At 65.0% G+C, this 25,601-nt stretch carries 30 protein-coding genes; 18 read left to right on the forward strand and 12 right to left on the reverse strand.

The window, feature by feature from the left end; translation table 11 throughout:
- Positions 1 to 20 precede the first annotated feature (20 nt).
- Positions 21 to 287, reverse strand: coding sequence for a 30S ribosomal protein S20 (rpsT, locus tag SROT_RS02370; RefSeq protein WP_013137416.1), 267 nt, complete (start codon positions 285 to 287; stop codon positions 21 to 23).
- 578 nt (positions 288 to 865) lie between these two features.
- Between rpsT and SROT_RS02375 the strand changes: the two genes are divergently transcribed.
- The 12 genes from SROT_RS02375 to lepA all read left to right on the forward strand — a co-directional run bounded on the left by SROT_RS02375 (position 866) and on the right by lepA (position 13,831).
- Positions 866 to 2,278 (forward strand): circularly permuted type 2 ATP-grasp protein, encoded by a 1,413-nt coding sequence (locus tag SROT_RS02375; protein ID WP_148223504.1) that lies wholly within the window; start codon positions 866 to 868, stop codon positions 2,276 to 2,278.
- A 100-nt stretch (positions 2,279 to 2,378) separates the two neighbouring features.
- Positions 2,379 to 3,350, forward strand: coding sequence for an alpha-E domain-containing protein (locus SROT_RS02380; RefSeq protein WP_013137418.1), 972 nt, complete (start codon positions 2,379 to 2,381; stop codon positions 3,348 to 3,350).
- Positions 3,347 to 4,195, forward strand: a complete 849-nt coding sequence (locus tag SROT_RS02385; RefSeq protein ID WP_013137419.1) for a transglutaminase family protein — start codon at positions 3,347 to 3,349, stop codon at positions 4,193 to 4,195. Before SROT_RS02380 ends, SROT_RS02385 begins: the two co-directional genes overlap by 4 nt.
- A gap of 178 nt (positions 4,196 to 4,373) precedes the next feature.
- Entirely contained in the window at positions 4,374 to 4,829 is a 456-nt protein-coding gene (locus SROT_RS02390; protein ID WP_013137420.1) for an RrF2 family transcriptional regulator, read from the forward strand.
- Entirely contained in the window at positions 4,829 to 6,031 is a 1,203-nt protein-coding gene (locus SROT_RS02395; protein WP_013137421.1) for a globin domain-containing protein, read from the forward strand. Before SROT_RS02390 ends, SROT_RS02395 begins: the two co-directional genes overlap by 1 nt.
- 144 nt (positions 6,032 to 6,175) lie before the next feature.
- Positions 6,176 to 7,384, forward strand: coding sequence for a lipid-transfer protein (locus SROT_RS02400; protein WP_013137422.1), 1,209 nt, complete (start codon positions 6,176 to 6,178; stop codon positions 7,382 to 7,384).
- A 69-nt stretch (positions 7,385 to 7,453) separates the two neighbouring features.
- A complete protein-coding gene (locus SROT_RS02405) occupies positions 7,454 to 7,888 on the forward strand; it encodes a type II toxin-antitoxin system Rv0910 family toxin (RefSeq protein ID WP_013137423.1) in 435 nt (144 codons plus the stop codon).
- A gap of 13 nt (positions 7,889 to 7,901) precedes the next feature.
- Positions 7,902 to 8,786 (forward strand): MaoC/PaaZ C-terminal domain-containing protein, encoded by an 885-nt coding sequence (locus SROT_RS02410; protein WP_013137424.1) that lies wholly within the window; start codon positions 7,902 to 7,904, stop codon positions 8,784 to 8,786.
- Positions 8,787 to 8,804: 18 nt separating this feature from the next.
- Positions 8,805 to 9,674 (forward strand): SDR family oxidoreductase, encoded by an 870-nt coding sequence (locus SROT_RS02415; RefSeq protein ID WP_013137425.1) that lies wholly within the window; start codon positions 8,805 to 8,807, stop codon positions 9,672 to 9,674.
- A gap of 9 nt (positions 9,675 to 9,683) precedes the next feature.
- Positions 9,684 to 10,946, forward strand: a complete 1,263-nt coding sequence (locus SROT_RS02420) for an acyl-CoA dehydrogenase family protein (protein ID WP_013137426.1) — start codon at positions 9,684 to 9,686, stop codon at positions 10,944 to 10,946.
- A gap of 67 nt (positions 10,947 to 11,013) precedes the next feature.
- On the forward strand, positions 11,014 to 11,925 hold the full coding sequence (locus SROT_RS02425; protein ID WP_013137427.1) for an aquaporin: 912 nt from the start codon (positions 11,014 to 11,016) through the stop codon (positions 11,923 to 11,925).
- 37 nt (positions 11,926 to 11,962) lie between these two features.
- Positions 11,963 to 13,831, forward strand: coding sequence for a translation elongation factor 4 (gene lepA / locus SROT_RS02430; protein WP_013137428.1), 1,869 nt, complete (start codon positions 11,963 to 11,965; stop codon positions 13,829 to 13,831).
- On the opposite strand, the gene SROT_RS02435 is transcribed toward lepA, so the two are convergent.
- The 3 genes from SROT_RS02435 to SROT_RS02445 are packed head-to-tail and all read right to left on the reverse strand — an operon-like array spanning position 13,832 to position 15,326.
- The gene (locus SROT_RS02435) at positions 13,832 to 14,239 is read right to left on the reverse strand and encodes a hypothetical protein (RefSeq protein WP_013137429.1); all 408 of its coding nucleotides are present in this window, start codon (positions 14,237 to 14,239) and stop codon (positions 13,832 to 13,834) included.
- Positions 14,240 to 14,244: 5 nt separating this feature from the next.
- Positions 14,245 to 14,655, reverse strand: a complete 411-nt coding sequence (locus SROT_RS02440; protein WP_013137430.1) for a hypothetical protein — start codon at positions 14,653 to 14,655, stop codon at positions 14,245 to 14,247.
- 59 nt (positions 14,656 to 14,714) lie between these two features.
- The gene (locus SROT_RS02445) at positions 14,715 to 15,326 is read right to left on the reverse strand and encodes a DJ-1/PfpI family protein (protein WP_041407578.1); all 612 of its coding nucleotides are present in this window, start codon (positions 15,324 to 15,326) and stop codon (positions 14,715 to 14,717) included.
- Positions 15,327 to 15,831: 505 nt separating this feature from the next.
- Here SROT_RS02445 and aroQ point away from each other — a divergent pair.
- A complete protein-coding gene (gene aroQ / locus SROT_RS02450) occupies positions 15,832 to 16,401 on the forward strand; it encodes a gamma subclass chorismate mutase AroQ (RefSeq protein WP_187288055.1) in 570 nt (189 codons plus the stop codon).
- 594 nt (positions 16,402 to 16,995) lie between these two features.
- Complete coding sequence (locus SROT_RS02455) at positions 16,996 to 17,220, forward strand: hypothetical protein (protein WP_148223310.1); 225 nt, start codon at positions 16,996 to 16,998, stop codon at positions 17,218 to 17,220.
- A 262-nt stretch (positions 17,221 to 17,482) separates the two neighbouring features.
- Here the strand turns inward: SROT_RS02455 and SROT_RS02460 are convergent, their stop codons facing one another.
- From SROT_RS02460 to SROT_RS02470, 3 genes are read right to left on the reverse strand one after another with little or no spacing between them, the layout of a single operon-like run.
- Complete coding sequence (locus SROT_RS02460; RefSeq protein ID WP_013137434.1) at positions 17,483 to 17,989, reverse strand: YbaB/EbfC family nucleoid-associated protein; 507 nt, start codon at positions 17,987 to 17,989, stop codon at positions 17,483 to 17,485.
- Between the two features lie 27 nt (positions 17,990 to 18,016).
- Positions 18,017 to 19,972 (reverse strand): WXG100-like domain-containing protein, encoded by a 1,956-nt coding sequence (locus SROT_RS02465; protein ID WP_013137435.1) that lies wholly within the window; start codon positions 19,970 to 19,972, stop codon positions 18,017 to 18,019.
- On the reverse strand, positions 19,969 to 20,502 hold the full coding sequence (locus SROT_RS02470; RefSeq protein ID WP_013137436.1) for a hypothetical protein: 534 nt from the start codon (positions 20,500 to 20,502) through the stop codon (positions 19,969 to 19,971). The genes SROT_RS02465 and SROT_RS02470 overlap by 4 nt, the downstream gene beginning before the upstream one ends.
- A gap of 740 nt (positions 20,503 to 21,242) precedes the next feature.
- Between SROT_RS02470 and SROT_RS02475 the strand changes: the two genes are divergently transcribed.
- Positions 21,243 to 21,785: a hypothetical protein gene (locus tag SROT_RS02475; protein WP_148223311.1), complete on the forward strand. Its 543-nt coding sequence runs from the start codon at positions 21,243 to 21,245 to the stop codon at positions 21,783 to 21,785.
- Positions 21,786 to 21,822: 37 nt separating this feature from the next.
- On the opposite strand, the gene SROT_RS02480 is transcribed toward SROT_RS02475, so the two are convergent.
- Positions 21,823 to 22,257, reverse strand: a complete 435-nt coding sequence (locus tag SROT_RS02480; RefSeq protein WP_148223312.1) for a hypothetical protein — start codon at positions 22,255 to 22,257, stop codon at positions 21,823 to 21,825.
- Between the two features lie 248 nt (positions 22,258 to 22,505).
- On the opposite strand from SROT_RS02480, the gene SROT_RS15920 reads away from it, so the two are divergent.
- Entirely contained in the window at positions 22,506 to 22,682 is a 177-nt protein-coding gene (locus SROT_RS15920; protein ID WP_083777815.1) for a DUF3024 domain-containing protein, read from the forward strand.
- A gap of 462 nt (positions 22,683 to 23,144) precedes the next feature.
- On the opposite strand, the gene SROT_RS02490 is transcribed toward SROT_RS15920, so the two are convergent.
- The gene (locus SROT_RS02490) at positions 23,145 to 23,327 is read right to left on the reverse strand and encodes a hypothetical protein (RefSeq protein WP_041406836.1); all 183 of its coding nucleotides are present in this window, start codon (positions 23,325 to 23,327) and stop codon (positions 23,145 to 23,147) included.
- A 225-nt stretch (positions 23,328 to 23,552) separates the two neighbouring features.
- The gene (locus tag SROT_RS02495; protein WP_041406838.1) at positions 23,553 to 23,759 is read right to left on the reverse strand and encodes a hypothetical protein; all 207 of its coding nucleotides are present in this window, start codon (positions 23,757 to 23,759) and stop codon (positions 23,553 to 23,555) included.
- A gap of 61 nt (positions 23,760 to 23,820) precedes the next feature.
- On the opposite strand from SROT_RS02495, the gene SROT_RS02500 reads away from it, so the two are divergent.
- Together SROT_RS02500 and SROT_RS02505 are read left to right on the forward strand one after the other, a co-directional pair.
- Entirely contained in the window at positions 23,821 to 24,300 is a 480-nt protein-coding gene (locus tag SROT_RS02500) for a hypothetical protein (RefSeq protein WP_013137439.1), read from the forward strand.
- A 40-nt stretch (positions 24,301 to 24,340) separates the two neighbouring features.
- Positions 24,341 to 24,754, forward strand: coding sequence for a hypothetical protein (locus SROT_RS02505; RefSeq protein WP_013137440.1), 414 nt, complete (start codon positions 24,341 to 24,343; stop codon positions 24,752 to 24,754).
- Positions 24,755 to 24,765: 11 nt separating this feature from the next.
- Here SROT_RS02505 and SROT_RS02510 read toward each other — a convergent pair whose 3' ends face one another.
- A complete protein-coding gene (locus tag SROT_RS02510) occupies positions 24,766 to 25,200 on the reverse strand; it encodes a hypothetical protein (RefSeq protein WP_049773266.1) in 435 nt (144 codons plus the stop codon).
- 80 nt (positions 25,201 to 25,280) lie between these two features.
- Entirely contained in the window at positions 25,281 to 25,580 is a 300-nt protein-coding gene (locus tag SROT_RS02515) for a hypothetical protein (protein WP_148223313.1), read from the reverse strand.
- Positions 25,581 to 25,601 lie beyond the last annotated feature (21 nt).

Genomic DNA, 25,601 nt, shown 5'->3' on the forward strand with positions numbered 1-25,601 from the left:
GCCGCATGGGCATGGCGGAACTACGCGTCGATCTTGTTGACCAGCTTCGTGAGGGCGCTTTTGCGGTTGGCGGCGTTGTTCTTGTGGATCACGCCCTTGCTCACAGCCTTGTCAAGGTTGCGATTGGCGGCCACGAGGAGCTGGGCGGCCTGCTCTTTCTCGCCCGCTGCCGCGCTGGTGCGGACCTTGCGGATGGCGGTGCGCAAGGCGGAGCGGACCGCCTGGTTGCGCTGGCGTGCAGCCTCGTTGGTCTTGATGCGCTTGATTTGCGATTTGATGTTCGCCACGTCGGTGTCGTCCTCGTTTTCAGCGGCTCGAAGCCGTGGTCCTTCTGTTGTTTCCGGGTGAGTTGCCCCTCAAGCGTCTCAAGCGCCGGTGAGCTTCTGGCGAAAAATCCGGCCCCACCGGGGAGGAGTCAGACTTTCGCGACGAGACAGCTTAGCACGCGACCCGCGCATGGGGCCAATCGATCCGTTCGGGGGCCCGTCCGCGCGAAGAAATCAACAAGCGCAGGCGCGTTCTGCCCTCTGCGGGCCCGCTATGTCATAATCGACACAGCCGTCATCGAGCATGACGACTCCGAACACGCGAGATCAAGACCGGTCGGCAGCGCGGCCGGGTTTTCTCAGTCGCAGAGCGAGGCTTCGCGTTCGGCGGGCGCGGGAAATCCGGCAAAGGCAAGGACAACGAAGTGAAGCCAGGCACTGACAAAACAAAGCCGGAGAAATCGGCCAAGAGCAGCCAGTCGCAATCGCAGTCCAAGGGCGGTCAGCGCCAGTCCCAAACGCAGGGCGGCGGAGCCCAGTTGGACGGCGCCTTCGAGGATTACACCGAGTCGCCGGGGTTCGAGAAGAACTTCGACGAGATGTTCGAGCAGGACGGCTCCGCCAGAGCCCCGTATCGGGGCGTTTTCCAGGCGTTGGAGCCATTGGACTCCGACGACCTCAACGCCCGCGCGGAAGCGCTCGGCAGGGCCTTCATCAACCAAGGCATCACCTTCTCGCTCTCGGGGCAAGAGCGGCCCTTCCCGCTCGACCTCGTGCCCCGCGTCATCGCAGCGGCGGAATGGGCCAAGCTGGAGAAGGGGATCACCCAGCGGGTCCGCGCCTTGGAGGCGTTCCTCGACGATGTGTACGGAGACCAGGAAATCCTGCGCGACGGCGTCATCCCGCGCTCGCTGATCTTCTCCTGCCAGCACTTCCACCGCCAAGCCTCGGGCATCCGGCCGCCGAACGGCGTGCGCATCCACGTCGCGGGCATCGACATCATCCGCGACGGCCAAGGAACGTTCCGGGTGCTGGAGGACAACCTGCGCAACCCGTCCGGCGTGAGCTATGTGATGGAGAACCGGCGCACCATGACACGGGTCTTCCCCGACCTCTTCGGCACGCACCGCGTCCGCCCGGTGGACGACTACCCCGCGCATTTGCTGCGCGCCCTGCGGGCCGCCGCGGCCACCAACGAGGACGACCCGACCGTGGTGGTGCTCACCCCCGGCGTCGCGAACTCCGCGCACTTCGAGCACTCCCTGCTCGCCCGGCAAATGGGCGTCGAGCTGGTCGAAGGCCGCGATCTTTTCTGCCGGGACAACATCGTCTACATGCGCACCACCGAAGGCGAAGTCCAGGTCGACGTCATTTACCGGCGCATCGACGACGAGTATCTCGACCCGTTGCAGTTCAAACCCGAGTCCCTGCTCGGCGTCGCGGGCATCGTGAACGCGGCGCGGGCCGGGAACGTCGTCATCTCCTCCGCGGTCGGCAACGGGGTCGGGGACGACAAGCTGGTCTACACCTACGTGCCGTCGATGATCGAGTACTACCTCGGCGAGAAGCCCCTGCTCGCGAACGTGGACACCTACCGTTGCTGGATACCGCACGAGCTGGAGCAGACCTTGGACCGGATCAACGAGCTCGTGCTCAAACCTGTGGAGGGCTCGGGCGGCTACGGCATCGTCTTCGGGCCGGACGCGTCGGAGAAAGAGCTCGCCGCCATGTCCCGCAAAATCCGCGCCAACCCCCGGGACTGGGTCGCCCAGCCGGTGATGCAGCTGTCCACGGTCCCGACCAAAATCGGCGACAAAGTCGCCCCACGCCACGTGGACCTGCGCCCGTTCGCGGTCAACGACGGCGAGAACGTGTGGGTGCTGCCCGGAGGCCTCACCCGAGTGGCCCTCAAAGAGGGCTCGCTGGTGGTGAACTCCAGCCAAGGCGGCGGCAGCAAGGACACATGGGTGCTGGGCAACCGCTCCCAGGCGAAGACGGAGGTGGCCTCGTGATGTCAGCCCGCAATGCTGCGTCGTTGTTTGTGGATCCGGTCGGCGATGTGTCGAGCGCGCCGATGGTTGGGCGTTGTGCTGAGAGCGGTGGTGTCTTGTGATGTTGGCCCGCAATGCTGAGTCGTTGTTTTGGATCGGACGGTACGTCGAGCGGGCCGACGACACCGCGCGCATTCTGGACGTCGGGGTGCACCAGCTCCTCGAAGACGCGACGGTGGACTCGGACCAGCAGGCCCGCGGCCTGCTGCGGATCCTGGGCATCACCCCGCCGGAGGGCGAAGAGCTCCACGTCTGGTCGATGACCGACCTCGTCGCGTTCGACCGGGAGAACGGCAACTCCATCGCGGATTCGCTCTACCGGGCGCGCGAGAACGCCCGAGGGGCGCGCGAGGTCACCTCCACAGAGATGTGGGAGAGCCTGAACACCACCTTCAACGGCATCGCGGACAGCGAGAAGCTCGCCCGCAAGCTCGGCCCGCACGAGTTTTTCTCGTACGTGGAGAACCGGGCGGCGTTGTTCTCCGGCCTGGTGGACTCGACCCTCTCCCGCGACGACGGCTACTTGTTCCTCCTGCTCGGCAAGCATCTTGAGCGGATCGACATGGGCATTCGCCTGTTGCTGGTCGGCTCGGGCGACCGCTCGGACGCGTCCTGGGTTTCGGTGCTGCGCGCGGCAGGAGCCCACGACACCTACTTGCGCACGTACCGGGGTTTGCTCAACTCCACCTCGGTCGTCGAGTTCCTCGTCCTCGACCGCCTCTTCCCCCGCTCGGTCTTCTACTCGCTGCACCGGGTGGAGGAATGCCTCGCCGAACTGGACCGAGGAGACTTGTACTCCAGGGTCGGCTCGCGCAACGAGGCGCGCAGGATCATCGGCAGCGCGCGCAGCGCGCTGGAGTACACGCGGGCTTCCGACTTGGTCGACGACCTTTACGCGCGGTTGTCCAGCGTGCAATCGGCCTGCTTGGAGACCGGCGAGGCTGTCGCCGACCGATATTTCACGGTGGAGCCTTACATGCTGTGGAGCGATGTGCGCGCAATTGGGCGCGCGGGAGGGGAGGAAGTCGCATGAGCTGGCGGCTGCGCATCACGCACACCATCGGATACGCCTACGACTCGCCGGTGCGCGCCTCGTTCAACGAAGTGCGCATCAGCCCCCGCAACGACGCCCGGCAGAACGTCATCAACGGACGTGTCACCACCGAACCGGCCGGCCGGTATTACCGGTATTCGGACTACTGGGGCACCTTCGTCACCGCCTTCGACCTGCACGCCCCGCATTCGGAGCTGGAGATCGTCGGCGCTTCGGTCGTGGAGACCGGCGCCGACGACAAGATCGAGAAGCCGCTTTCCTGGGACGAGCTGGGCTCGCCCCGCGTGACCGACAGATACTACGAATACCTCGGCTACACGGATTTCGCCCCGAACCACCGCCCGTTGTTGGGCGTGGCGCGGCGCATCCGCAAACAAGACCTTTCCCCGGCGCAGACGGTGGGCGCCGTCGTGGAGTGGGTGCGGGACGAATTCGAATTCGTCCCGCAGACCACGACCGCGCGGGTGACGGCGGTGGACGCGGTCAACGCCAGCAAGGGCACGGCCCAGGATTTGGCCCACGTCTCGCTCGTGCTGCTGCGCGGTCTCGGCGTCCCCGCCCGGTATGTGACGGGATTCCTGTACCCGGACACCAAGAAAGCGAAGGTCGGCGAACCTGTGGAGGGTCGCGCCTCGGCGTGGGTCGAAGCGTGGTTCGGCGCCTGGCAGGGGTTCGACCCGTTGGTCGGCGCGCCGATCAACGAGCGCCACGTCGCGGTGGGCCATGGCCGCGACTACGACGACGTGCCGCCCATCAAGGGCATCTACACGGGCGGGCTCGCCACCGACCTCGACGTGCACACCGAGATCACCCGCCTGTCCTAGGCCCCCTGCGGCGGACAGACGCGCATCGACGATGGAGCCGCCGCCCTTGCGGAGATCCCGCAGACCGGAGTGTGACCGGCGAAAGCCCACGGGCCCCGGTGTTCCCGAAACTCGCATAGATGCTGCGATCTGCGTCTTTTAACTTGCATCTGAAATGCATATTTGAGATGATGCGACGGTGCAACTCACCAAGTTCACGGATCTCGGCCTTCGCGTCACGATGCTGCTTGCGGCGGCGCCGTCGGGGCGCCAACTGTCCACCGCGCATGTCGCGGAGCAGATGCGCGTGCCGTACACGCACGCCGCAAAGGTTGTCGCGCGGTTGGCGGGACTGGGGGTCGTGGAGTCCGCCAGGGGCCGTGCTGGGGGGCTGCGGCTCGCCGAGTCCGCCTCCAGCCGCTCGATCGGCTGGATCGCCCGGCGGCTGGAGGGGGACGGCGAGGTCGTGGAGTGCGAGGGGGCGAACCCGTGCCCGTTGCGCGAGGGCTGTCGGCTCCGGGGGGCGTTGCGCCAGGCGCAGGAGGCTTTTTTCCACGTCCTCGACGGCTGGACGGTCGCGGAGATGATCCGCACTCCGACGGAACCGATCCTGCGCGAGCTTGTGCTCGCCACAGGCCCGAAGAAAGGAATCTGATGTCCCTGTCCGATCAGGCGAAGTCTGTCCTTCGCGCCACCGCGCCGGCCGTCGGCGCGGCGCTCGACGAGATCGCGCCGCTGTTCTACGACAGATTGTTCGCCGCGCACCCCGAATTGCTCCGAGACTTGTTCAACCGGGGCAACCAGGCGCAAGGGGACCAGCCGAAGGCGCTGGCGGGTTCTATCGTCGCGTTCGCGGGCTTGGCCCTGGCGGGCGACGAGGACCGGTACGGGGCAGTGTTGGACCGGATCGCGCACAAGCACGCCTCCCTCGGCGTGACGGCCGAGCTGTACTCGGTGGTGCACGAGCATTTGTTCGCCGCTATCGCCCAGGTGCTCGGCGAAGCGGTCACCCCGGAGGTCGCTTCGGCGTGGACCGAGCTGTATTGGCTGATGGCGGGCGAGCTGATCGCGCGGGAGCGGGGGTTGTACGACGCCGCCCGCGTCGCCCCCGGCGAGGTGTGGCGCGAGGCGCGGGTGGCCGCGCGGGCGCTGGAGTCGGCGGACGTGGTCAGTCTGGAGCTTGTCGACCCCTCTGGCGCGGGACTGCCCGCGTTTTTGCCCGGGCAGTACGTTTCTGTGCAGGTGGCGCTGCCTGACGGCGCGCGGCAGATCCGTCAGTACAGCCTCGCCGGAGGCACGTCCGAGGGCAGCTGGCGTCTTGGCGTCAAACGGGTGCGCGGCGAAGCGGGCGCCCCGGACGGGGAAGTGTCCAACCATATTTATGAGAACGTTTTCGAGGGGGACCTGGTGCGGGTGTCCATCCCGGCGGGGGAGCTGGTCCTCGACCGTTCCGACCGCCCGTTGGTCCTCGTGTCGGCGGGCATCGGCTGCACGCCGATCATGGGCATGCTCCACGCTTTGGCCGCCGAGCGCTCGGAGCGCTCGACGACCGTGTTGCACGCGGACCGGGCGTTGTCCACCCACGCGTACCGGGCGGAGCTGGCCGATTTGGTCGGGCAACTGCCCAATGGCCGGCTGTGGACCTGGTATCAGAGCCTGGACGGGTCCAGGCGGGGCGCGCTGTCCGGGCTGATGGACTTCGACGCTGTGGACGTCGCGCCGGACGCGGTCGCCTATGTGTGCGGTCCCACGCCGTTTCTCGGGTATGCCGTCAGCGCGCTGACGGCCAAGGGGCTGTCCGAGGCGGACGTGCGTTATGAGGTGTTCGGACCGCTGGCGGCACTCGTCGCGGCGTGACCCCGCTGCTCGCCGCCGAGAGCGCCATGACTGCTGTGCTGTAGCGAACATGCCTTCATTGCAGTCGGCTGATCCTGTGATACGCTTCATCCAAACATGGTAATAACGATGTTTCGTTCAATGAGGAGCGAAAGGCAGCAGGGCATGGCGGCGCGCAAAGGCAAAAGGGTTTTTGTCATCGGTGTTGGGATGACGAAGTTCGAGAAGCCGGGGCGGCGCGAGGACTGGGACTACCCGGACATGGCGCGTGAATCCGGCGCCAACGCGCTCGCCGACGCGGGAATCCCCTACGCCGACGTCGAGGCCGCCAGTGTCGGATACGTCTACGGCGAGTCCACGTCCGGCCAACGCGCCGTCTACGAGCTCGGCATGACAGGCGTCCCGGTGGTCAACGTCAACAACAACTGCTCGACCGGCTCGACGGCGCTCTGCCTCGCGGCGCAGCAGATCCGAGGCGGCCTGAACGACTGTGTGCTCGCGCTCGGATTCGAAAAGATGCAGCCCGGCTCGCTCGGAGCCACCTACGACGACCGCGAGCAGCCGATGGAGCGCCACATCATGGCCCTCGCCGAAATCTCCGAAGTGCTTTTCCCGCCCGCGCCGTGGATGTTCGGCGCGGCGGGCCGTGAGCATATGAAGCTGTACGGCACCACCGCCGAACACTTCGCGAAGATCGGCGAGAAGAACCACCGCCACTCGGTGAACAACCCCAACTCGCAGTTCCGCGACGAGCACACCCTCGACGACATCCTCGCCGCGCGCATGATTTACGACCCGCTCACCAAATTGCAATGCTCGCCGACCTCCGACGGCTCGGCCGCCGCGATCCTCGCCAGCGAGGACTTCGTGGACCAGCACGGCCTCGCGGACCGGGCGGTCGAAATCGTCGGCCAGGCCATGACCACGGACTTCCAGTCGACCTTCGACGGCACCGCGAAGAACATCGTCGGCTTCGACATGTCCAGGCAGGCCGCGCGCGAAGTCTATGAGCAGTCCGGCCTCGGGCCGGAGGATTTCCAAGTCATCGAGCTGCACGACTGCTTCTCCACCAACGAACTCCTGACCTACGAGGCGCTCGGCCTGTGCCCCGAGGGCGAAGGCGGCAAGCTGGTGGACTCGGGCGAGACCACGTACGGGGGGAAATGGGTCGTCAACCCCTCCGGCGGGCTCATCTCCAAGGGCCACCCGCTCGGAGCCACCGGCCTCGCCCAATGCGCCGAGCTGACCTGGCAGTTGCGCGGCGAAGCCGACAAGCGCCAAGTCTCGGGCGTGGCCGCCGCCCTGCAGCACAACATCGGCCTCGGCGGCGCCGCGGTCGTCACCGCGTACCAGCGGGCCACCGGGCCCCGCTGAGCCTGCGGGCAGCGCCGCGCGCGCATCCTGACACCCCGAAAGAAACACGAGAAAAAGGAGCACCCAACCATGGGCCACGTCGAAGCAACCGCAAACGTCCCCTTCCCTCCTGAGAAAGTCTGGTCGGCCATCACCAACCTGGAGGACTACGGCAAGTGGATGTCCATCCACACCAAATGGAAGGGCGACATCCCCGCCAAGCTGGAGAAGGGCACGCAGTACTCCGAGGTCATCACGATGATGGGCATGGCCAACGTCATCACATGGACCGTCGAGCAGTTCGAAGAGAACAAGACGTGGGTCAGCTCGGGCTCCGGCATGGCCGGGGTCACGACCACGACCAGCATCCACCTGACCCCCGACGGCGACGGCACCAAGATCTCCATCGGCAGCGAGTTCAGCGGCAACATCATCAAAGGCCCGCTCGCGAAAGCCATCGAGAAGGCGGCCGTCAAGGACCTGGAGAAGTCCGTCCAGTCGTTGACCGAGCTCTTGAACGCCTGAGCGGAGACTGCCCATGACACAGGCGCAGGAACTCCGGTTCGACGTCGAAGGCCTGGACCGATGGTCGGAAGAATCCACATACGAGGTGACCAGGGAGGCGATCGTCGCGTACGCCGAGGCGACCAACGACCCTATCCCCGCGCACCGCGCGGGCGAGATCGCGCCGCCGGTCTTCGCCATCGTCCCGGTCTTCGAGAACATGATGGAGCCGGTGTTCGCGGTCGTCCCGTTGGAGCTGTTCGGCCTTGTCCTGCACGGCGAGCAGGACTTCCGGTTCCACCGGCCGATCTACCCCGGCGACGTGCTCGTCTCGCGTTCGAAGATGATCGGGTTCGACGGGTTGGAGAACGGCAGCCGCGGCGCCGCCCTCATCGAGACCCGGTTGCAGAGCGGGGAGCTGGTCAACGAACAGTATTTGACCTTCTTCATCCGCAAATTCACCAACCCCGAGGCGGCGGGCGCGCTCTCCCCGGAACACAAATTCCCTGAGGAGTTGCGCGCGCAGGCGCCCGTCGCGCGGGTCGTCGCGCATGTGGACACGGATCAGACCTATCGCTACAGCGAGGCTTCGGGCGACCCGATGCCCATCCACCTCGACGAAGAGGTCGCCCTCGACGCTGGGCTGCCGGGAGTCATCGCCCACGGCCTGTGCGTGCTCGCGTTCACCTCGTGGGCGGCGCTGACGTCGCTGGCCGACGGGAGAACCGAGCGGCTCGCACGCCTCGCGGTCCGGTTCGCGAAACCGGTGCTGCCAGGGCAGGACATCGAGACCACGCTGTGGCGCTCAGCGGCTTCGGGCGGCTCCACGCAGTACGTCTACGAGACCAAAGTCGGCGACGACGTGGTCATCAAAGACGGCCTTGTCGAAATCGCCGACCGCATTGTCGGAAATCACTGACGGAAACGGAGTAAAAACATGGGAGCACTGGACGGACGTGTCGCGGTCGTCACCGGAGCCGGTCGCGGCATCGGCCGCGAGCACGCGCTCTTGTTCGCCAAGGAAGGCGCCAAAGTCGTGGTCAACGACCTCGGCGGCGCGAACGACGGCACCGGGGCCGACGCCGGCCCCGCCGCCGAAGTCGTCCAAGAGATCCTCGCCCTCGGCGGGGAGGCTTCGGCCAACACGAACAACATCGCGGACTGGGACGGCGCGAAAGACCTCGTCGACCAGGCGGTCCGCGACTTCGGACGGCTCGACGTGGTCGTCAACAACGCGGGCATCCTGCGCGACGGCTTCATCGCGGGGATGACCGAAGCCCAATGGGACGCAGTCGTCGCCGTGCACCTCAAGGGGCACTTCAACGTCCTGCGCCACGCCTCGGCGTATTGGAAAGAGGAGAGCAAGGCGGGCCGTCAGCCCAACGCCTCGGTCATCAACACCGCGTCGGACTCCGGCCTCACGGTCCCCAATGACGGCCAAGGCAACTACGGAGCCGCCAAAGCGGCCATTGCGGCGCTCACCCAGGTCGCCGCGAGCGAGCTGGAGCGCTACGGCGTGCGGGCGAACGCCATCGCGCCGATGGCGCGCACCCGGCTCACCCTCGCGACCCCCGGCATGGGCGCGATCTTCGCCGAAGAGGTCGAAGAGGGCGAGTTCGACGGCTTCTCCCCGGCGAACATCTCCCCGCTCGTCGCGTACTTGGCCACGGCGGACTGCACCATCACCGGCAAGGTGTTCCGGGTCGGCGGCGGCTACATCGCCGAGCTCGGCGGCTGGCACGAAGTGAACTCCTATGAGACCGACGGCCCGTGGTCTGTGGAGTTGGTCGCGAAGCAGCTGGCGTAGGGGGCGGCGATGTTCGAATGGTCTGAGATGGACCTCCTGGTCCGGGGGGCGCTGCGGGAGTTCATCGACAAAGAGATCAAGCCGGTCCGCGACCAGCTCGAATCCGGCGAGATCAAGCCGTACCCGATTATCCGCAAGCTGTTCGAACAGTTCGGCATCGCCGCCATGGCGACCGAGCGGCTGGAGAAAGCGCTCGCCCGCGAGGAGGCGCACGAGGCCGCCAGGGCGAAGGGCGAGAAGCCGGAGAAAAGCGACAGCGGCGCGCTGGGCGGCCTCGGGTCGGGCGATCAGGCGAGCCTGATGTTCATGCTCAACAAAGAGCTCGCCGGGGTGAGCCTCGGCCTGGTCGTGTCGTTCGGGGTGAGCCTTGGCCTCGGCGCCGGGACCATTATGGCCAAAGGGACATTGGCGCAGAAAAAGCGCTGGCTGCCGGGGCTGGTCACCGCTGAGAAGATCGCCGCTTGGGCGATCACCGAGCCCGATTCCGGCTCGGACGCCTTCGGCGGGATGAAGACCACAGTGCGCCGGGACGGCGAGGACTACATTCTCAACGGGCAGAAAACCTTCATCACGAACGGCCCGGACGCCGACGTGATCGTGGTCTACGCCAAACTCGACGACGGGTCGGCGCTCAGCCGCCGCGACCGCAAGGTGCTCGCCTTCGTGCTCGACAAGGGCATGGCCGGCCTGGTGCAGGAGAAGCCCTTCCAGAAGATGGGCATGAACTCCTCCCCGACAGGGGAGCTCTTTTTCACCGACGTCCGCCTCGCCCCGGACCGTCTGCTCGGCGAGAGCGAGGACCATTCCTCCGGCGACGGCAGGGACAGCGCCCGCTCGAACTTCGTCGTGGAACGGGTCGGCGTCGCCGCCCTCTCGCTCGGCATCATTGAGGAATGCCTGCGGTTGTGCGCCGACTACGCCAAAACCCGCACGCTGTGGGGGCAGGAGATCGGCGCATTCCAGCTCATCCAGCTCAAGCTGGCGCAAATGGAAGTCGCCAGGCTCAACGTTGAGAACATGGTGTTCCGGGCGATCGAGCTTTCCCGCGCGGGCAAGCAGCCGACGCTCGCGGAAGCCTCCGCGATGAAGCTGTACTCCTCGCAGGCCGCGACGGAGGTCGCGATGGAGGCGGTGCAGCTCTTCGGCGGCAACGGCTATATGCGCGAATACCGGGTCGAGCAGCTCGCCAGGGACGCGAAATCGCTCATGATCTACGCGGGCAGCAACGAGATCCAAGTGACGCACATCGCCAAGGGCCTGCTTTCGCCGTGAGCGCCCGGGGACGGCGCGCGCCGTCCCCGTCTGCGGATCTGCGCGCCCAGCCCGGTAGGGTGGATGTGTGACGGACCATGAGATCGAAGCGCACGAGGCCCTCGTCCCGGAGCTTGAGGAAGTTGAGGAGTTCGACGACGAGGGGCCCGAACTCGCAGACGGCGGGATAGTCCGTCGGATTCTGGCCGAATTCCTCGGGGCGTTCTTCCTCGCCCTCGTGATCGCCACCGCCAGCGGCCCGACGGCCCCCGTGCTCGTCGGCCTCACCGCGGCCGTGTTGTTCTTCCTCTTCGGCCCGGTTTCCGGCGGGCATTTCACCCCGGTCGTCACGGCGGCTCTGGGCTTGCTCGGCCGAATTCGCGCCGAGCTGGCCTGGGTGTACGTTTTCGTGCAGTTCGCTGCGGGCTTCGCCGCGTTCGCGCTGGTGTGGGCGTTGCGACCGCCGTTGGACGACGCCGCCCGAGGCGCGTTGCGCGCCAGCGTGGACACGCTTGTCGGGGCGGTCGGCGGGCAGGTCCCGTGGTTCCCCGCGCATTGGCCGTTGCTGCTTTTGCTGTCGGTGCTGCTCGTCGCGGTCGTGCTCGCTGCGCGGAGCGCATTCGGCCAAGGCTCCCAGGCCGCCGCGTGGATCGGCGGGGTCGTCGGCGCGACATTCTGGTTGGGGAACGCGATCTACCCTGCGGCGAGCGTGCCCGCCGTTGTGTTCAACGGGTACGCGTCGGCTTTCCGCGCGTTGCCGGTGCTGGTGCTCTTCCCGCTGATCGGCGCGTATGTGGGCGCCTTGGTGTACCGCGAGATCGTCGTCGCCCACCCGGCTGAGGCGGAGGAGGACTTCGTGGACGAGACGGACTTCGTGGACGAGGCCGAGCCGGTTGCGGCTGACGAGGCCGAGCTGGTGGACACCCCGGCGGAACAGGGCGAAGACGGACACGGAACTGCTGATGAGGATGAGGATTCGCAGCCGCACGAGTCCTCGTGAGATGATGGTGCATTGACACAGACGCCCTGGCCCCAGGGTGTTGCGCCCAAGGAGCACCGCGATTCCGAACTTCGCCGACACCACGTTCACCGACCCTGAGCGCATCCGCAACTTTTGCGTGATCGCGCATATCGACCACGGCAAATCCACCTTGGCCGATCGGATGCTGCAACTCACCGGCGTTGTGGACGATCGTTCGATGCGCGCCCAGTACCTCGACCGGATGGACATCGAACGCGAGCGCGGCATCACGATCAAAGCGCAGAACGTCCGACTGCCGTGGCAGACCGACGGCGCGGACTACGTCCTGCACCTCATCGACACCCCCGGCCACGTCGACTTCACCTATGAAGTGTCCCGCGCGCTCGCCGCGTGCGAAGGCGCGATCCTGCTCGTGGACTCCACCCAGGGCATCCAGGCGCAGACGCTGGCCAACCTGTATCTCGCGATGGAGCGCGACCTCACCATTATTCCCGTGCTCGGCAAAATCGACCTGCCCGCCTCCGACCCCGAGACGCACGCCTCGGAGATCGCGCACATCACCGGCTGCGACCCCGCGGACATCCTGCGCGTGTCCGGCAAAACCGGCGAAGGCGTCAAAGAGCTTCTCGACGAGGTGGTGCGGCTCGTCCCGCCGCCCAAAGGCGACGCGGACGCGCCCGCCAGGGCGATGATCTTCGACTCGGTCTTCGACACCTACCGGGGCGTGGTCACCTACGTCCGTGTGATCGACGGGAAGATCACCCCGCGCGAGCGCATCCAGATGATGTCCACCAAAGCCCAGCACGAGTTGTTGGAGGTCGGGATCGTCTCCCCCGAGCCGAAGGCCTGCGCGGGCCTCGGGGTCGGGGAGGTCGGCTACCTCATCACCGGTGTGAAAGACGTGCGCCAGTCCAAAGTCGGCGACACCGTGACCTCGTTGCGCCACGGCGCCACGCAGGCGCTGCCCGGCTATCGCGAGGCGAAGCCGATGGTGTTCTCGGGCCTGTACCCGATTGACGGCTCGGACTACCCGAACCTGCGCGAAGCCATCGAGAAGTTGCAGCTCAACGATGCGGCGTTGACCTTCGAGCCGGAGACTTCCGTGGCGTTGGGCTTCGGTTTCCGCTGCGGCTTCCTCGGACTGCTGCACATGGACATCACCAAGGAGCGCCTGCTGCGCGAGTTCGGGCTCGACCTCATCGCCACCGCGCCCGCCGTGGTGTACCGGGTGCTGCTCGACAGCGGCGACGAAGTCGTGGTGACCAACCCCGCGGAATGGCCGACCGGCAAGGTCCGGTCCGTCTTCGAGCCGATGGTGCGCTGCACAGTGATCGCGCCGAACGAGTTCACCGGCCCCATCATGGAGCTGTGCACCTCGCGGCGCGGCCAGATGAAAAGCATGGACTACCTTTCCCAGACCAGGCTGGAGATCGTCTACCACATGCCCCTCGGCGAGATCATCTTCGACTTTTTCGACGAGCTGAAGTCCCGCACCAAAGGCTACGCGAGCTTGGACTACGAGCCGTCGGGCGAGCAGGAGTCCGAACTGGTCAAGGTGGACATCCTCTTGCAGGGCGAGGCCGTGGACGCCTTCTCGGCGATCGTGCACAAGGACGCGGCGCAGGCCTACGGCGGCAAGATGACCACCCGGCTGCGCGAGCTCATTCCCCGCCAGCAGTTCGAAGTTCCGATCCAGGCCGCGGTCGGCTCGAAGATCATCGCCCGTGAGAATATCCGCGCGATCCGCAAAGACGTGCTCGCGAAATGCTATGGCGGCGACATCACTCGCAAGCGCAAGCTCTTGGAGAAGCAGAAAGAGGGCAAAAAGCGCATGAAGACCATCGGCAGGGTCGAGGTCCCGCAGGAGGCCTTCATCGCCGCGCTCACCATCGGGGACGAGGGCAACAACAAAAAGAAAGACTAGTCACGCGGGCGGCGCGGCGTTCCCGTCCGCCGGGGAGCCGCAGGACACAAAGCCCAGCCCGTTGCCCTCGGTGACCGTCGTGCCGTTGTGTTGGAGCGCGCAATGGAGCTTGACAGTCCGGTCGACCGGTTCTGTGGTCGCCTCGATCCAGGCGTGCGTCCAGCCTTGTCCGAGGCGGGCCGTTCTGGTGAACGGCGTCCGCGCGTTCTCCTGCGCCTCGACGCCTCTGCGCTTTCCTGCCCCGCCGCCAGGTTCGATGTCTTTGAGGTACCGCACCCACACTTCGCTCGAACCCGCCGCGGTGACCGCGTAGACGATGTCGGGCTCGCTCGTGGGCGGTTGCGGCGCGCACCCCGAGGCGACGAGGCAGGCGGCGGCGAGAAAAAAGGCGCGGGCGCGGGACGGCATCGGAGTCAGTTGCTCTCGGCGGTGGCGCTTTTCGGGGCCTCGCAGGTCACAGACCGCGTGCCGGTTTTCGTCGCGATGACCGCCCCGTCGTGTTTGATCGTGCAGGTGAGCGACGCTGTGTTGTCGTTGGTCCCCGGATCGTTCGCGTGGATGTTCGCGTGGTCCCAGAAGTCCCCGAGGGTGACTTCTTTTGTGTACGGCACAGCGGCGTAATCCGAACTGCGCCGCGATGGGATTTTCTTCCCCGCCTTCGGGCGGCCCATGTGCGACAGATAGCTGATCTTGATTTTGCCGCTGACCCCGACCCCGGTGATCTCGTAGGTGACATTGTGGCTGCCGTTGCCGCGTTCGTGTTTGCCGCAGCCCGAGACCACGAGGCACAGGCTCAGGAGCGCGATGAGGACGGGGCGTCGCATGGCAGAAGTCTAGCTTCCGGGTCAGGGCCCAGCGCGCGGCCCGCAGGCCATGCGCGTGATCAGAGCCCGTACAAGTCCGCGAAAGGGTCGTGGGACGGATCCAGCTGCGGTTCGATTTCGCTGTCATCGGCCGCGGTCTTCGCCGCCGCGTCGCCGCAGAGCGACCGGATCAGGGCGATGGTCATGTCCATGCCCGCCGCCACGCCCGAGGACGTCCAGCGGTCTCGGTCCTCGACCCAGCGGGCGCGCGGCTCCCACGTCACGTTCTGGCCGTGCTGCGACACAAAGGAGAACAGGGATTTGTTGGATGTGGCGCGGTAGCCGTCGAGCAGTCCGGCCGCCGCCAGCACCAACGACCCGGTGCACACCGAGGCGACGATCCCGGCGCGCGAGGCATGCTCGCGCAAGATGTCGAGAAACTTTTCGTCGGACACGAGCGGCCGCGTCCCGGCGCCGCCGGGGAGCAGCAGGATATCGCTCGCGGCAGCGGGTTCATAGGTGCGGTCGGGGTTCACGCTCACCCCTTGCGCGCTCGCCACCGGCGCACGAGACGGGCCCAGGAACGAGAGGGCGAAATCATCCGGGAGGGCGCTGAGCAACTCGGCCGGGCCGAACACGTCGAGCAGTTCAAAACCGTCGAACAAGAGAATCGAGACCGATCGCCGCGCCATGGGGCAACTGTAGCAGCGCTGCGTTTTCACGAGCGCATGTTTTCTCTTTCGGCGGGCAGAATTAGCTACACAGTAGTAGGGTAGGCCCATGGCAAGCCCCAATGTCGCATTCGATGAGGTCAGGCGTGTTTTTGATGTCACGCTCGCTATTCGGCGGTCTCGTCATGAGCTCATCGAACGCGCCCAAAGGCTCCCTGGCATGGGCCCAGTGGAACGTGAAGCCCTCCTCGTGGCGCTCCAAGCGAACAGCGACCAGCTTCAGGCGGTGACCAAAGATGTGCGTGCGCGCATCAAGCGGATGCAAGCGCCCCGGCTGGCCAAGGCCGTGCCCTGTGGGCGGTGTTCGGATCCGGCTTGCACTGCGTTTGCGCGCGACTGTTCCTGCGCAACGAAGCCTCGGCGCGACAGCTCGTCACATTGGAAGGCGTGAGTCAGAGTGGTTCGGCGCATGGTGCGGCAGAGATCATATTGCGACAGGGGCCAGGGAAGGCGCTACGGTATGACGATGGGCGCTTTATCGAAAACAGTGGCGGCTTTCCTCGTGGCGGGCGCATTCGCGTGCGGTCCCGTTCCTGCGGCGATGGCCAACGGCGTTGCTGCCGAGCTCGTGGTCCAGGCGGCCGCCGACCGTCTCGCCGTCTCCTCCGATGTGGCCGCGTCCAAGTGGTTCTCTGGCGGAGCCATCCACGATCAGGCCAGGGCGGATGACGTCCTAGAGGACGCGGCGGAGCAAGGCTCGGCGGCCGGGTTGGACCAGGACCGGGTGCGGGCTTTGTTCGAGGACCAAATCGCGGCGGCAGAGGGCGAGGAGTACGCGCGGTTCGCCGAGTGGTCGTTCGACCCGCGCTCGGCTCCCCAAGCCCCGACCGATCTCTCCAGCGCGCGGGCGCGCATCAACGAAGCCTCGAGCCGTTTGATCCAGGCGTACGCCCAGTTCGCCCAGAAAACGGCGGCCAAACCCGCGTGCGGCGCCCAGGTGCGAGCAGCGCTCGCCGCCGAGGTCTCCCGGCGAGGATGGGGAGCACAATGGGCGCGCGGGATGCGCCGCGCCGCCACGCATTTCTGCACTGGCTGAACGACCCCGACCGTCCGGTTCCTCGTGCTGGCACACGCCTGGTCCACTCCAGTTGCCTTCGCGGGCGCAGCCATGACCCGTATCTGCCGACCAGCTCGTCGCGTTTGGCGAGATGGCTGAAAACAAACCGGGCGTGCCGTGATCGAAGGATTGTTCGGGGAAGCCCAGGCTCGTGACATCGGCTTTGACGACGCTCTCATTTCCAGGCGACCGTCCGGACAGCAACGAGGTGTCGATATCGACGGCGGTCGTTCTTGATCGGCAATACTGAGCCTCGCTATGTGAGGCCTCGATATAAAAATGCCCGTTGAGAAAGTGCTCTCAACGGGCATCCCGTTGTGGAGCTGAGGGGACTCGAACTCCCGGTGTCCCTGCAGTTCGCGCCCTGCGATAAGCGATTGCAGGGGAGCGCGGAGATTTTCGGGGCCTTCCGGCTGCTGGTGTTCACGGGTAGTTGGTTGACCGGGTCAACATGGTTTTGGCGTGGGCGCCAGGCGGTGGGCCGTTCGTCTTGTTGTGGCTCCTCGCGTTCCGCGTGAGGGCTGTCATTCGTCGTCGCTTGGTGCTTTCTTGGTGTCGGTCTACGACGCGGCAGTGGCTGATGGACTGCAGGACGGCCGCGGGGAGGCGCATAAGCTCTTCGCCTGGCGAGTGGAACGAATCCGTTTGCAGCCGCATGTGGGAGAGGCCGAAATCGTGCCCTTGTTGCGCGCCGACGAGTCTGGCGTGACCGTCACCGGCTCCCTGTCAACCTCGCTCGTGGCAGAATTCCCCTTCACAATGGCCATGCCTGAGCATTCGCCCAGATCAGAGAAATGACCGAAAGGGTTCGCATCTTTGCAACACCGCCAAAATCTATGGTTTCGAACAACTGGCCCACTTCGCCAGTTGGCGCACATAGGCACTGTGTGGTCGTCGATGAAAAATCCCGCCCTGTGTCATCCGGTGGAAATTTTATTCTGACTCCTCCATGACTATCCGGTTGTGATAGGCACGGCGCAGTCAACTCTTCTGCAGCGCAGGGGGACGGGCTGTTCGCGTCCTGTGAGGCGCGAAGGTCCGCACAATGGCGGAAGACCGTTCATTTCTTTTGAACGCCCCACCCGTTCGGGCGCCCGTACGAGGGATCATCGTCTTCTTCGTACTCAGGCTCGTGCATCATCGCCTTGGTCACCCTGCGCATTGGCGAGACCGGCAACTTGTCGTACTCAATGTTCGCGTCTGGCAGGACCTCGGCGAGAATCTCCCCCGGGGTGGGCAGTTCCCCCAGGTGTTTGCGGAAATCGGCCATGGCTTCCAAAGCCTGCTTCCGCGCGTCGTGGGTGGCTGCTTTCGCCGCCTGCACGACCGCTTTCTCAAGGTGGGCCAAATCGACCTTCGGCGCCCGCTCCCGGTCGAAGCGAAACGTGACGAGCACGCCGTCCGCGCCGCACCGCGCTTGCGCGAGCTTGTCGGGGCTCTGGCCTTTTCCGATGATCTGCATCAGATCCTTGCGCAGCGCCACGGCTTCGGCGAACTGGTTCTCCGTGGCCCCGAGGAGATTCTCGGCGCGGGCCTTCGCCGCAGCGGCCTCTTCTTCTGTTGTCATACCTCACCTGCTCACTCTGGTTTCGTCTCAACGGGCGCTTGCGGAGCGGTCCATCGCGTCGGAGCCCATATCGCGGCCCGCTTCCCACACATCGTCGTCCGCCGCGGCGGACTGCGCCTCGTACATCGCCAAAACGTGGTCGCGCTCATCGCGCTCGCCCGGAGTCAAGTCCCCGACGACCGGTTCGGCAGTCTGAACCGGTCGGACGTTTTGGTCGAACTGTCTCTCAAGGATCGGGGGCGCCGACGCGGCGCGTTGCGGGGGAGCCCCCACCGAGCCCGCTTGCGGACTCACCGCGCCGCTGGCCGGCTCCACGCTCGGCGACTCGCCCTGCGGCGATGTCGCCGCGAGTGGTGTTCCGGCGGCAGGCGCGCCCGAGCCGAAGCCGCGCAGATCGGCGCCCATGTGCCCTGCGGGCGTGTTGGAGATGCCCTGACCGGGCGGGCTGGCCTGCTGGCCCGCTTGTTGCGCCCCTCCGGAGCCGCTGTGGGGGGCAGGCGGCTGCGCGTGCGCGGAGCCCGCGCTCGATGAGTCGGCGTGCGGGACGGAACTCTGGAGGTTCTCGGTGGGGGTGCGTGTGGTGTGGGGCAATGCGCCCTCCGGCTGGGGGCCTTGCGTGCCCGGCGGCACAGTGCCTTGTGGTTGCGGCCCAGCGACGGGTTTCTCCTTCGGGCCCTGGAGGTTCTCGGTGGGGGTGCGTGCGGTGTGGGGCAATGCGCCCTCCGGCTGGGGGCCTTGCGTGCCCGGCGGCACAGTGCCTTGTGGTTGCGGCCCAGCGACGGGTTTCTCCTTCGACGCCTCCGCCTGCAGCTTCTCCGCTTTCCCGAACCCGCCCTTCGCGGATTCCAGCCCCCCTTTCACCGGAGCGCCTGCGAGTTTGTCGGTGTCGAAAGGCGTGTGGTTGATCCCCGCGATCGCGCCTTGCTCTGCAGCGGTCTTCGCGACCTCGGAGGCCATCGACTTTCCGAGGTCTGTGGCAGGCTCTATTGCCGACTTGAGCCCGGACGACTCGGGGATGCTCTTCGTGGCCGCCGCCGAACCCTTCTCCACGCCTTTGCCGACGACACTGCCCGCGGCTTTCCCCGCCGCGGCGCCCGCCAGGGTCGCGGGGTCGAACTTCTGCCCGGTCGCCGCCGACGTGATCCCGCCGGTGACGGCCGATCCGGTCACGGCGTCGGCCGCTCCGCCGAGCTGCTTCGACGCGAATTCTCCGAGCTTTCCGGCTGTTGTCTCGCCGACCTCCACGCCCGCCGCCTTGGCGGCTGCGCCGCCCGCTGCTTGCAGGCCCTTCTCGACCGCGCCGCCCGCCACAGCGCCCAGCGGGGCGCCGAGCAACCCTGCCGCCGCGCCGATGCCCGACGTCTTCGCGGCGTCCCGCACGAGGTCCCCGTCGATCTTGTCCCTGGTGCCCTTGTCGACCTGGACCTTTTGTGTGACCACGGACGACACAGTCTTCAAAGCGACGTCCTCGATGCCCACGACCGCGGCAATGGTCGCCGCCCGCATGAGCTTGAGGATCATCTCGCGGGACAGAGTGTTGAACAGCACCTTGGCGGCGGCGATCGCAGCCGCCTCCGCCGCGGCCGAGGCCCCGCAGGTGAACGGCATCATGGCGATGGCCGTCGCGATCTCGGCGGCCAGCGTCACCAAGGCCGCGATCATCATGCCTTTGGTGTATTCGATGGTGTTGGCCGCGTCCTTGAGCGCTTTCGCCTGGTTGTGATGCGCGTCCGCGACCTGCTTGAGCTGGTCCGCGACTTTCTGCTCCAAGTCCGCGAGGGCGTCGTGGATTTTGCCCTCGACGGAGTCTTTCGCAAGGCTCATCGCATCGTTGAACTTCTGCAGGTCCTCCTCCAACGCTTTCGCATATGCCTCGTGCCCCTTCGCCACCTCGCGAACAGCGTCCTCGTCCCCCTCGGGCCATTGGCCCCCGCCCGCCATCTCGAACACCCACTTCAAGCCGTCAGGTATATGGATCGTCATGCCACACCGCCGTCCGCCTGGCCCGGCGGCTCCACGCCGTCTTCCGCCGCGCTCGTCACCACACCGATACGCCCGAAACGCCCGAAATCGGCATGCGGCAACCTCATCCTCTCGCCATCCGCGCCCGCGTCCCCCGAATCCGCCCCCGCCCCTTGAAGCGTGTAGCGCGGAGTCGCCGCGTCCGTCTGTTTGTCCACTTGCTGAATGTTGCGCCCCTCGTCGTTGTCCTTGGACTCGATCTGGTCGGCGGCGTTCAAAATGTTCTTTCCGAACTCGTCGAGCGCCTCGATGTAACCGTCCCCCCCGTCTCCTTCCGCGAGTTTCTTCAGCGACTCCATGGACTCCTTGTACTTGTCCTTGCCCTCCGCGAATGACTTTCCGAACTTGTCGTGCCCCCACGGCTCGCCACGCCCCTCCGTCGCGCTCAGAAAAGTCTGATACGACGACCTCACCGACTCGCTCAAGCTCTGCAGATGGTGCCCGGCAGAACGAAACCCGTCGTAGTCCATCTCGATTTTCCCGTCCGCCACGGAAAACCTCCTTGTTTATCCAGTGTTGGCATCGGCGTCCAGTGCTGTCATCGGCGTCGAGCCCACCGCGAAAAACGGGCAAGACTGGAAAACGCCTTCACGCTACGACTGCACCTGTTCCACTGCCCAGGCTAATCGGAAGTTTCGTCCGGATCGAGGTAAAACAGGATACGTTACAAATAAGTAACATACGGTCTGTGGTGGTTCTGCGGCATGAAAAAAAACGAATCACCTGGTCTTTTCCGCTGCGCCGCATCCCCGCCAAGGGCCCATGGCCGACCGATAATGGCCGCGGCGGCGAGCCTGACAACAGTGTGCCCCAGCCCGTCCGGGGCGCCCTTCGGACTCTCCGATTTTCGCAGTGCGGCGCGGCCGCTCACCACGGCGGACGGTCGTCCACTCCGACCGGTGCGCGCAATGCGCAAGCCCGATTTTCGGGCGCCGGTTGCGCGCGGCGGGCCTTTTGGGACCGGTGGGCAAAGTGGCCTAGGCCTTCGACAAGGCCATGACGGAGTCCTTCTTCGGGACCACGCAGCTCGAACTTCTCGGCCGGCGCGACTGAACAACCCGCCGTGACCTCGTTCAAGAAGGCTTCGAATACATCGAAGCCTTCTCCAACCCCGCAAGACGGCGCAGCATCCTCGGCGAACGGCCCCCGATGGAATACGAAGCCCTTGCCCACGCCGCAGAAAACGTGGCATGATCCCGGAAAGGCAGTCCGGGAAAACGGGGACGGGTCAATGATCCCGAATCAGCGAGTGCGCCATGATCCTGCGGGCGCGCAATATGAAACCCTCGATGACCGCCTGAGGACCGAGCGTTTTAGCCATAACCACACTGTAGACATAGAGACGGACAGTCCGTCAGGAATGGCGACGAGTCAGGCAGGTGCACGTTATGCGAGGATCTTCTTCGTGGAAGAAAACACAGGGTCGCAGGAAGAGTCTCGGAGAGCGCGGACGTTTGCTGGTAGCTGCGCGGCGTTGGTGAGCTTCGCGATGGCTACAGCGTTCGCGGTGGCCGCGCACAGTATCGCTGTTTGGGGCCTTGGTGGTGTCGATCCCACCTCCTACGCGTACGCCTCGTACGAGAATTCCGCCCTGGCAAAGGGAGCGAACCAGGTCAAGGCGGATTTGCTATGGACCTCAGGAGCCTTGTTTGTGCTGGGGCTTTTTCTTTTGTGGGCTGGCCAGACAAAACGCAAGGCCGCGCCGTTCGTCCTGGAGATCATGACGGGTCTCGCCGCTGCTGTCGCGGTCGTCGCCATCTGCGTATGCGCCTAGCCAACTGGGACCTCACCAGGCTGGATCTGTGCGCCGATCACAGGTGGGTGGCGATGCCGACGAAGACGTGCAGCACCCACCATCCGACGAGACCGCCGCTGACGAGGAACGCCAAACCAGCCGCGACGAGGACCACGATAGCCCCGGACCTCCATCCCGCGTTTGATGTTCGGAGACGACCCGCGAACGCCAACACGCCCGCCGCGAGAGCTGTGACCGCGCTGCCCACGACCGAGAGGTCCGAGAAGTCCGAAGCCGCCGCATATTTTCTGGTCGCCTTGTTCCAATCGGGTTTGTCGAACTCAGCGACCGCCTGTTTCAGCAGCTCTTCGGAGTAGACGTGCAGCCCGTAGAACAACGCGAACAACAGGATCGAGAGCACCGTGAGGGCGGCGGCGGCCCCGATCATCACAACACCTTTGTCTCGGGAGTGTGCAATGCGAGTCGGGAACGGCGAGCCCTGATACGTCATGCGTTGATTCTGCCCCAACCCGCTCGATCCTCGCGCATAAGGGCATCCCCGCGCCGGAGCCAAGCCGGTAGCCTGCGACAGCATGCCGTTGCCCGAGACCGATGTCGCGCGTGTGAAGCGCTTCTGCCGAGACAGGTACCCCGCCCACGCCTTCTAGCAGGTGTTCTTCGCCTCCGAGATCACAGGTCGGCACATCACGATCATGAGGTCCGCGCGCTGTACAACGCGCCGAACGCCCGCGAAGCCGAGTGGACCGGTTTCCGATAGCCGGGCTCCGCTACATCAAGACGACGAAGCTGTGGGAGTTGTACTGGCGGGACCGCAACATGCGCTTCCGCCGCTACGAACCGCTATCATCCAGCCACCAGATCGAAACCTTCCTCGATTGGATCGGCACCAGCGGCGACCCTCTCTTCTGGAACTGAACATCTGTCGTGCCATACCGCATCGCCAATGCCTTCGGCAACGGTTTGCGCGTCACAATTCGCTCAGCGGTTTCGGCAGGTACTAGACCTGAAAATTCCGTAGAAGGTCAGTGTGCGGCTGCGGAACCCCGAAGGCCTCTATGAGAGGGTCGAACACTTTCCTCTTGATGTCCGACCCTATCTGGATGTTCCAGACATTGAGGAGGATGCAGAGGTTGTGCCCGCACCGCTCACGCAGCCGTTGGTCGAGGTCTTCGTATGCCGCCTCCAGGGCTTTGGCGTACAGCTGATCCAGCTTTTTCGCCTGCGAACCCAGCTCTTCTGGGGCGTCTCACTGTTCGCTCGGGTGGTTGCCGAGCTCGATGAGTTTCGCGCCGAACATGCACTTGGTCTCGAACTCGAAGCGGGCGCGCCGCGCCGCCAGTTGGACGCTCTCGCACCGCAGAGTCTCCCGCCGCGTCGTCAGCCGAAAGCGCGTGGGCGACGGAACCGCTCCCCGAAGTCGAACACGAGCTGCGGGATTTGGAACACCATGTTCCGCCAAGCTGTGATTTCGGCAAGCACGCCTGGCGGCGTCTGTTCGACAAGCCCGCCCCACAGCTCTCGGGCACGCTGCTCGTACTCTGTGCGGACCTGCTGTGCCAACGCCGAGAGCCCCCTGTCCTCCTAGACTCTCCTCGGCCAGAACAAGCGCATGGAATCGCTCTACACTTTCCACGAGGCCCAACGGAGAACAGGATCGGCGAGCTCGGCCTCCGTATCTCGGCCATTCTCGTGCCAACGCCGCCGCAACTGCCAATGCGGAAGAAACACCCTCCCTAACAGCGGACCTGCCACAAGAAAAACAAACTCCTCAACCCTCTACGATGATCACACGTCGGGATTCTGCCCGCGCAACCAGTCCTCGATATCCCGCACGAGACCTTCGCTCGCCAAATCGGCCTGGGACCGGCCATCCGAGGGAAACTTCCTGTCCCGCACGAGCGCAGCGGGTGCGGCGAGGACATCGGCGGATGAACTGACACTGAACGCGGTGACACGGAATTTCCAGGGCGCACCTGCCATCAGGGCGCCCACATGTGCGGGGTGCGCAGGGACAGGACGGTTTGCGTTGAATTCACGGACTAATATAGCAACCATGTCCATACGGCTCACTTTTTTATTCGCCACCTGCGTCCTGGGGTTAGCTGGATGCGCTTTCTCCGGCGACAAGGACGGAGCAACCGGAGGCAAAGCCGAACCCGCTCAGCACAAGCACCCGTCCTCGACCGCAGAGATTTGCAGTTTTTTCAAGAAGGCGCACACCAAGCTTTCGGCGCAGTATGCGGAATTCGAAAGCAAAACCCTGGACTCGCATTGGACATGGTCGGACGACAGTGTCAGCCAGCTTGGCTCGGCTCTCGCGCCGCTCCTGCGAAGAGAAGCCGAAGACATACAACAATCTGTCTCAGAAAGCGCCACTGGGCCGGTTGCCGCCCAAGTCAAAGACCTCGCCGAGCAGGATGTCCATCTCGCCGAGAAAATTGAGGGACGAACTTTCCAAGGGTCGATCGAGACATCGGAAAGACTTGTCGACGCCACGGTGAAGTCAGTGAAATCCATATGCGCGATCCACTAGATATTCTGAGATCAGCGCTCTCCCGAGTTTTTAGGCAGGCATGGTGACAGAGATCGACGAAGAGCCGTTCAGCGACAGCGCAACCTACGGAAAGCCGCCTTGGACGCTCGCCGGGTCCAGCATGAGGATCAGGACTTGCGGCATTTCCGCCGTGTCCATGTTGTTCGCCGTCCTCCTTTTTGGGTCAGGCGCGAAGGTGCTCTGCACGACAGGATTCGTGGGCTTCATCTTGGTCGTGCCCGCTGTGTTTTTCATCATGCTGGCAGTTCGGAACTTCTCTCAATACAAATTCCTGCGCAAGCTGCAAGACTCCGCGCCAGCTGGCGAAGAGCCGTACATTTGCTCGTACATCGGCTTCAAGTGGGCGCTCATGGACGTTGGGCTGTTCGCAGGAGCTCTCGCGAGCGCTGCTTTGCTCAATTGGTGTTTCGCCAAAATTGGCCTGGTGAAATAATCCCACAGTCGTCAACGCCTTCTGCCGAGCGGGTCGCTCGGATCGAATCCCTCGTCTTCGTCGTCTGCCTCTTCCAAGTGTCGAAGAGACGAATGAGTGGGGAAGTCCTCATCTTTGGCGTTGCGCCGCAGCGGGTCAGAGTAGTCGAAGCTGGACTCGTCGTCATCGTCCGCTCCATCCTCTTGTGAATGAGGTTGCTCTTTAGGCTGGTAGAGCAGTTCTTCTCTTAGCCGCGCCAGTTGAGAGCGCCCCTGCTCGGCCCCTCGTTCTCGCTCTTCCTCGGACAAATTGCGGTACCACTCGAAACCCGCTTGGGCTTTGTCTGCGATGCCTTGGTTGAACGCCTGGCTGCTCGCGGCCTCACGAAGGCTTTTCTTGCCTGCGAGAATTTCATCGACCATAGTTTTGAACGCGGGGTCGTCGGATTTGTTCCGCAGAATCTTCAAGGATGAGGAGAGTGCCTTAGAGACTGCTGGGTCGCCACGGGCGATGTCGAGGACAGGGTCTGGTTCGGGTGTCGACACGTCTAAGCCTCCGGATGCTCGTATGTGCCACCGGGAGCCATTTGGCTGGTCAGGCCGGTCAGGTCTGCGCACGCGCTCACGCTGGTGCCGATGAATCCGTTCACCAATGCCCACCCGCTGTCGATTGCCTTGAGTATATCTTTCCACTTCGCCTCTGCTTCAAAGGCTTGCGAAAGCGCGAACAAACCGCCAACGAGAGCTCCGACCCCCGTCTCTGCAGTTATGGCTCCTGCCGCTAAGGAAATCCCCATGATGATGAGCTTGTCCAGGAGGAACTCCAGCAGGCTGTTCAGGGCACTCACCAGAGAGGCGACCGCCTGTGC

Origin of the sequence: Segniliparus rotundus DSM 44985 (assembly GCF_000092825.1) — a bacterium.
GTDB classification, from domain to species: domain Bacteria; phylum Actinomycetota; class Actinomycetes; order Mycobacteriales; family Mycobacteriaceae; genus Segniliparus; species Segniliparus rotundus.

Excerpts from the sequence above, each read along its gene's own strand:
- SROT_RS02375 (WP_148223504.1), top strand. The coding sequence starts at position 866 with ATGTTCGAGCAGGACGGCTCCGCCAGAGCCCCGTATCGGGGCGTTTTC.
- SROT_RS02380 (WP_013137418.1), top strand. The coding sequence starts at position 2,379 with ATGTTGGCCCGCAATGCTGAGTCGTTGTTTTGGATCGGACGGTACGTC.
- SROT_RS02385 (WP_013137419.1), top strand. The coding sequence starts at position 3,347 with ATGAGCTGGCGGCTGCGCATCACGCACACCATCGGATACGCCTACGAC.
- SROT_RS02395 (WP_013137421.1), top strand. The coding sequence starts at position 4,829 with ATGTCCCTGTCCGATCAGGCGAAGTCTGTCCTTCGCGCCACCGCGCCG.
- SROT_RS02400 (WP_013137422.1), top strand. The coding sequence starts at position 6,176 with ATGGCGGCGCGCAAAGGCAAAAGGGTTTTTGTCATCGGTGTTGGGATG.
- SROT_RS02405 (WP_013137423.1), top strand. The coding sequence starts at position 7,454 with ATGGGCCACGTCGAAGCAACCGCAAACGTCCCCTTCCCTCCTGAGAAA.
- SROT_RS02410 (WP_013137424.1), top strand. The coding sequence starts at position 7,902 with ATGACACAGGCGCAGGAACTCCGGTTCGACGTCGAAGGCCTGGACCGA.
- SROT_RS02415 (WP_013137425.1), top strand. The coding sequence starts at position 8,805 with ATGGGAGCACTGGACGGACGTGTCGCGGTCGTCACCGGAGCCGGTCGC.
- SROT_RS02420 (WP_013137426.1), top strand. The coding sequence starts at position 9,684 with ATGTTCGAATGGTCTGAGATGGACCTCCTGGTCCGGGGGGCGCTGCGG.
- SROT_RS02435 (WP_013137429.1), bottom strand. The coding sequence starts at position 14,239 with ATGCCGTCCCGCGCCCGCGCCTTTTTTCTCGCCGCCGCCTGCCTCGTC.
- SROT_RS02440 (WP_013137430.1), bottom strand. The coding sequence starts at position 14,655 with ATGCGACGCCCCGTCCTCATCGCGCTCCTGAGCCTGTGCCTCGTGGTC.
- SROT_RS02445 (WP_041407578.1), bottom strand. The coding sequence starts at position 15,326 with ATGGCGCGGCGATCGGTCTCGATTCTCTTGTTCGACGGTTTTGAACTG.
- aroQ (WP_187288055.1), top strand. The coding sequence starts at position 15,832 with ATGGGCGCTTTATCGAAAACAGTGGCGGCTTTCCTCGTGGCGGGCGCA.
- SROT_RS02460 (WP_013137434.1), bottom strand. The coding sequence starts at position 17,989 with ATGACAACAGAAGAAGAGGCCGCTGCGGCGAAGGCCCGCGCCGAGAAT.
- SROT_RS02465 (WP_013137435.1), bottom strand. The coding sequence starts at position 19,972 with ATGACGATCCATATACCTGACGGCTTGAAGTGGGTGTTCGAGATGGCG.
- SROT_RS02475 (WP_148223311.1), top strand. The coding sequence starts at position 21,243 with ATGATCCCGAATCAGCGAGTGCGCCATGATCCTGCGGGCGCGCAATAT.
- SROT_RS02480 (WP_148223312.1), bottom strand. The coding sequence starts at position 22,257 with ATGACGTATCAGGGCTCGCCGTTCCCGACTCGCATTGCACACTCCCGA.
- SROT_RS02500 (WP_013137439.1), top strand. The coding sequence starts at position 23,821 with ATGTCCATACGGCTCACTTTTTTATTCGCCACCTGCGTCCTGGGGTTA.
- SROT_RS02505 (WP_013137440.1), top strand. The coding sequence starts at position 24,341 with ATGGTGACAGAGATCGACGAAGAGCCGTTCAGCGACAGCGCAACCTAC.